The sequence below is a fragment of the Mesorhizobium sp. M7D.F.Ca.US.004.03.1.1 genome, assembly GCF_003998635.1.
Taxonomy (GTDB): domain Bacteria; phylum Pseudomonadota; class Alphaproteobacteria; order Rhizobiales; family Rhizobiaceae; genus Mesorhizobium; species Mesorhizobium loti.
In genome coordinates this window covers 1-5,410 of sequence record NZ_RZQG01000389.1, presented here as the reverse complement: position 1 = coordinate 5,410, position 5,410 = coordinate 1, and the positions used below count along the sequence as shown (strand labels likewise).

At 63.9% G+C, this 5,410-nt stretch carries 4 protein-coding genes and 1 pseudogene; 3 read left to right on the top strand and 2 right to left on the bottom strand.

Going from position 1 to position 5,410, the window contains the following annotated elements:
- Both EN935_RS20695 and EN935_RS20690 read right to left on the bottom strand, forming a co-directional pair.
- On the bottom strand, nucleotides 1–876 hold an 876-nt coding region (locus EN935_RS20695), incomplete at its 3' end, for an NAD(P)/FAD-dependent oxidoreductase (protein ID WP_164771227.1).
- A 15-nt stretch (nucleotides 877–891) separates the two neighbouring features.
- Nucleotides 892–1,683, bottom strand: coding sequence for a cyclase family protein (locus tag EN935_RS20690; protein ID WP_127373568.1), 792 nt, complete (start codon nucleotides 1,681–1,683; stop codon nucleotides 892–894).
- Between the two features lie 121 nt (nucleotides 1,684–1,804).
- Here EN935_RS20690 and EN935_RS20685 point away from each other — a divergent pair, with 121 nt between their 5' ends.
- The 3 genes and pseudogenes from EN935_RS20685 to EN935_RS42180 form a co-directional block, all read left to right on the top strand.
- Nucleotides 1,805–3,379 (top strand): NAD(P)/FAD-dependent oxidoreductase, encoded by a 1,575-nt coding sequence (locus EN935_RS20685; RefSeq protein WP_127265440.1) that lies wholly within the window; start codon nucleotides 1,805–1,807, stop codon nucleotides 3,377–3,379.
- A 111-nt stretch (nucleotides 3,380–3,490) separates the two neighbouring features.
- A complete protein-coding gene (locus EN935_RS20680) occupies nucleotides 3,491–5,020 on the top strand; it encodes an ABC transporter substrate-binding protein (RefSeq protein ID WP_127265439.1) in 1,530 nt (509 codons plus the stop codon).
- Between the two features lie 217 nt (nucleotides 5,021–5,237).
- Nucleotides 5,238–5,410 (top strand): annotated as a pseudogene (locus EN935_RS42180) (ABC transporter permease); the annotation flags it as partial.

Below are 5,410 nucleotides of genomic sequence, written 5' to 3'. Positions count from 1 at the left end.
TGGCGTGACCGAGCATATGACGCTCTTCTTCGCATGGACCGTTTCGCCCGAGGCCAGCCGCACGCCGGTTGCGCGACCTCCAGCCAGGATGATGGAAGCAACGTCCGCTTCGGTAGAGATGACGCCGCCACGCTCGGTGATCAATGCCTCGAAGGCGGCCAGCAGGTTCTGCGCGCCGCCCTTGACGATCGGTGCCCCGGCCGCCTCCAGCGCGAAGGCGATCACCTTGGCGATCTGGCCGGAGAATGCATCTTCCGGTCCGAGCCCGGCATGCAGCACCCAGGGCGCCCACAGCGCACGGATGGTTTCGGACTGGTAGGTGCTTTCCAGCCAGTTGCGCGCCGGCACGAGTGCTTCGCCGAGAAAGGCGGCAAGGCCACGCGAGCCACGCCGCCAGGCATCGCCGGCCAAAAGCTTCGCGGTCGGATAGGACCACAGGCTGCCGCCGAGCAGGCCGAACAGCAGGCCGGCATTGCGTTCGATGCCGCCGACATCGTCCGCGTGCCGGTCGCCATCGCTGGCGGCGATTGCGTTGAGGGCGGCGATGTTGGCGGCGCGGTCGGTGCTGAGCACGGCATGGCTGCCGTCCGGCCGCAGCACGCCGGTCGGCGTGCCCGTGTGGCAGAACTCCAGCCCGTGCCGCGAAAGGTCGGCGCCCAGTGCTGCAAAGGCCGGCGAGGTGATGAACAGCACGAAGGTCGTCGCCATCACGTCATGGATGAAGCCGGGCGCGGTGATCTCCTCGGTGCGCATGCAACCGCCAATGCGGTCGTTGCGCTCGAGGACGAGCACCTTGGCGCCTTTGCCGCCGAGCATCGCCGCGCAGACCAGCGCGTTGATGCCGCTGCCGACGATGATGTGATCCGGCTGGCTCACGGCAAACGCTTTCGCTTAGCCCTTCGAAACAAGCGCCAGCGCGCGGATCGGGCTGCCGGTGCCGTGCTCGATCTTGAGCGGTGCGGCGATCAGGATCGCACCTTTCGGCGGCAGCTGGTCGAGGTTGCAGAGGCTGGCGAGGCCGTAGCGGTTGGCCTTGTGCATCAGCGTATGCGCCGGGAACGGCGGCTCCATGCCGCCGGCCTTGCCGGCATCCGTGCCGATCGTCTCCGAGCCCCAGCCCTTGATGTCCTTGCTGATCAGGAACTGGATGGCTTCGGCCGTCGGGCCGGGCGTGTGCGGGCCGGTCTCGTTGGCGTTGAGGAACTCGGCTTCGGAGCCGTTGCGCTTGTACCAGTCGGTGCGCATCACCACCCATTCGCCGGCATTGATGGCGCCATGCTTGGCTTCCCATGCCTTGATGTGGTCGACGGTGAGCAGGAAATCGTGGTCGGCGGCGGCTTCCTTCGAGCAGTCGATGACATTGACCGGGCCGACGAAGTTCTGCGCCGGAATGGTGTCGGTGGCGCCGTCCGGATAATCCTTGCCAGAGATCCAGTGCTGCGGCGCATCGAAATGCGTGCCCGAATGCTCGCCGAGCTTCAGCCAATTCCAGGCCCACCACGGACCATTCTTGTCGTAACGGGAGATGTTGTGGATCTCGACCTTCGGCGTGTCGACGGCGAGTTCCGGCGGCAGCTTGATCAACGGCGTGTCGGGTCCGAGCGGCGCCGACAGGTCGACTACCTTGATGGCGCCTGAAAGAAGCTGGCCGGCGACTTCGCCGAGGAGTTTTTGGGTGTCCATGGTCTGAAGTTCCCTCTTTCGTGGATGATGATCAAGGCTCGTCTCGGCCCTTAATATCCTACTAGACGAAAACATATGCATCTGCAATTATCTTTAAGCATAAAGGAAATGGGAACGGGGCGTGAGCGAGTTTGACGCCATCTTTGTCGGGGCGGGCCACAACAGTCTGGCATGCGCCGCGCATTTGGCGCTCAAAGGCTGGAAAACCGGGATTTTCGAGCGCAACGCAACAATCGGCGGCGCTGTCCAGACGCGCGAATTCACCCTTCCCGGCTTCCGTCACGATTTCGGCGCGATGAATCTCAGCCTGTTCGCCGGCTCCGCCTTCCACCGGAAATATGCAAATGAATTGAAAGCGCAAGGGCTGGAGTTCGCCCCCGTCGCCGACTGTTTCGCCAGCGCCTTTCCGGACGGACGCTGGTTCGGCGTCAGCAACGACCTGGAAAAGACCGCCGCGCGCATCGCCACCTTTTCAGCCACTGACGCCGCCGCATGGCGCGGGCTGGTTGCCGCTTTCCCGGCGGAGGCCGAGCATCTGTTCCGGCTGCTGGGTTCGCCGATGAGCGCCCGCGCGCTTGTCGGCACGGCGTGGAACCTGTGGCGCAAGAAGGGCACTGCCGGCGCGCTCGATACGGGACGGCTGCTGTTGTCTTCGCCACGCGCCTGGCTGGAGGAGAACTTCGAGTCGCCTCATATCAGGGCAACGCTCGCCACCTGGGGCATGCATCTCGACTTCGCGCCCGACATCGCCGGCGGCGCCGTGTTCCCCTATCTGGAATCGATGGCCAACCAGAGCTTTGGCATGGTGCTGGGCAAGGGCGGCGCCGACACCATCATCCGCGCTCTGTCCGGCATGGTGACCTCTGCCGGCGGCAAGATATTCACCGGCGCCGACGTGGCGGAGATCACGGTTTCGGCCGGCAAGGCGACCGGCGTGCGGCTCGCTTCCGGTGAGACGCATACCGCCACCAAGGCTGTGATTGCTGGCGTCGCGCCGAAGGCGCTGACCGGCAAATTGTTGCCCAATGGTTCGGGGAACGCCGGCTTCGACACGGCGATGCAAAAGTTCCGCCATGCGCCGGGGACGATGATGATCCACCTAGCGCTCGACGATTTGCCGGACTGGCGCGCCGGATCTGAGCTTCGGCAGTTCGCCTATGTGCATCTGTCGCCGTCGCTCGACGCCATGTCGCGCACCTATCAGCAGGCGATGGCGGGCATGCTGCCGGACGAACCGGTGCTGGTGGTCGGCCAGCCGACGGCGATCGACCCGTCGCGGGCGCCGCAGGGCAAGCATATGCTGTGGGTACAGGTGCGCATGCTGCCCGCCGAAATCACAGGCGATGCCGCCGGCAAGATCGCACCGGACCACTGGGACAAGGTGAAGGACGCCTACGCCGAGCGTGTCCTCGACATCATCGAGACCTACGCACCCGGCCTGCGCAACAAGATCCTCGGCCGGGCGGTGTTCTCGCCCATCGACCTCGAGCGCGAGAACCCGAACCTCGTCGGCGGCGACCAGGTCTGCGGCAGCCACCATCTGGAGCAGAACTTTTTGTTCCGCCCGGCACGCGGATACGCCGGCTGGAACACGCCGGTGGCGCATCTGCATCTCACTGGGGCCGCGACATGGCCGGGCGCCGGCACCGGTGCGGCTTCCGGATACATGCTCGCGCAACAGCTTGGCGGGAGGTAGGAGCCGAAGATTTCACACAGGCGAAAGAGGGCAACTGTTGCCCAAGAAGCCTGAACCAATGAACTGAAGACGACGCGCGCAGAAAACAGAAAACCAACAAGGGGAACGACCATGACAATCAACAGACGCGAATTGCTGGGATACAGTGCCGCGGCACTCGGGGTGGCCGCCGTCGGCCTGCCGCAGATCGCCAAGGCGGCTGCCGGCGAACTGACCATCGCCTATAATGTCAACTTGCCGTCCTGGGATCCGACCACCGGCCCCTCGGCCGTCAACCCGACGATCCAGGGTCTCTACCAGTCGGTGTTCGATCAATTCATTCCCCAAAAGCCAGACCTGTCCTTCGCGCCGGGCCTGCTCACCGAATGGGGCTGGAACGACGACCGCACCAAGATCACGATGACGGTGCGCGAAGGTGTGACCTGGCATGACGGCTCGCCGTTCACGCCCGAGGACGTTGTCTGGTCGCTGCAGCGGGCGGGCGACGAAAAGACCGGCAACCCGATCCAGTTCGTCTGGAAGAACGTCAACAACTTCAAGATCGACGGCAACAAGATCACCGGCGACGTCGTGCAGTTCGACCCGGTCTATTTCAAATGGATGTCGTTCCTGACCGGCTACATCATGCCGAAGGCCTACTACGAGAAGGTCGGCGCCGAAGGCTTCGAGAAAGCGCCGATCGGCACCGGCCCCTACATGGTCGAAAAATTCGAGCGCAACGCCTTCCTGCGGCTCAAGGCCAACCCGAACTACTGGGGCGGCAAGCCGGCCTTCGAGAATGTGACGATCAAGTTCGTCGCCGATGCGGCAAGCCGCGTCGCCGAGATCGAATCCGGCTCCTCGCAGGTGACGCTCGAAATTCCCTATGAGGAGTATGACCGGCTGATCGCCAAGGACGGACTGGCCGGCTCGTGCAAGAACGTTTCCGACATCGGCATGATCTTCTTCAACGACATCGAGGCGATGCTGGACAAGAACGTGCGCCAGGCAGCCGTCATGTCGATCGACAAGAAGCTGTTGGTCGATCGCCTGCTGCGCGGCTATGGCCAGCCGATCGACACGCTGGAGACGCCGGAATACACGGCCTACGATGCGTCGATCAAGGTCGAGCACAATCCGGAGAAAGCCAAGGAACTGCTGGCCGCCTCCGGCTATTCGCCGGAAAAGCCGGTCAAGTTCACCATCCAGACGACCAAGGGCTTCAAGCCCAAGGACTATGAGATGATCCAGGCAATCGTCGGCATGTGGCGCAAGGTGGGTATCGAGGCGACGATCGAAGTCTACGAGATCGCCAAGCACTATGAGCTGCGCGCCGCCGACAAGCTGGCGCCGGCCGCCTTCTACAATTGGGGCAATGCCATCGGCGATCCGACCACCTCGACCGGCTTTGCCATGTACGGCCCGAGCCCGCATTCGGTTTGGGACAGCCAGGACCTGATCGACATGATCAACCCGCTGTGGGGCGAGAAGGACGAGGCCAAGCGCATTGCCGGCTGGAAGGCTGTCGACAAATACATCGCCGAGCAGGCCTATGTGCTGCCGCTGATCCAGTATGCGCAGCCGATCGTGCATGCCAAGGGCGTCAATGTGGTGCAGCATGTGTCCGGCGCGCTGCTGCCGGCCCTGATGACCCCGGCCTGACCAATTTGGGACGGCACGCTGTCGCGAGACGGCGTGTCTTCTTTAACGACGCAGGCCCCCTCATCCGGCCCTTCGGGCCACCTTCTCCCCGCTGGGGAGAAGAGACCGCTCAGCTGTCCGCGACACCTTCTCCCCTCGGGGAGAAGGTGGCCGCGAAGCGGCCGGATGAGGGGGGTTCGTTCCATCAGTCACTGAAACGCATTAGGCCTACGCCAGAATGCTCCTGCAAAGATTCCTGATCCGTCTTCTGACGATGCTGATCACGCTGTTCGGCGTGGCCGTCGTCGTCTTTGTCGTGATCCGCGTCGCGCCCGGCGATCCGATCGCGATGATGCTGCCGCCCGGCGCGACGGATGCCGACATTGCCCGGCTGCGCGCGCTCTATGGGCT

What these genes read in the sequence shown, in the direction of transcription:
- EN935_RS20690 (WP_127373568.1), bottom strand. Translation starts at nt 1,683, where the DNA reads ATGGACACCCAAAAACTCCTCGGCGAAGTCGCCGGCCAGCTTCTTTCA.
- EN935_RS20680 (WP_127265439.1), top strand. Translation starts at nt 3,491, where the DNA reads ATGACAATCAACAGACGCGAATTGCTGGGATACAGTGCCGCGGCACTC.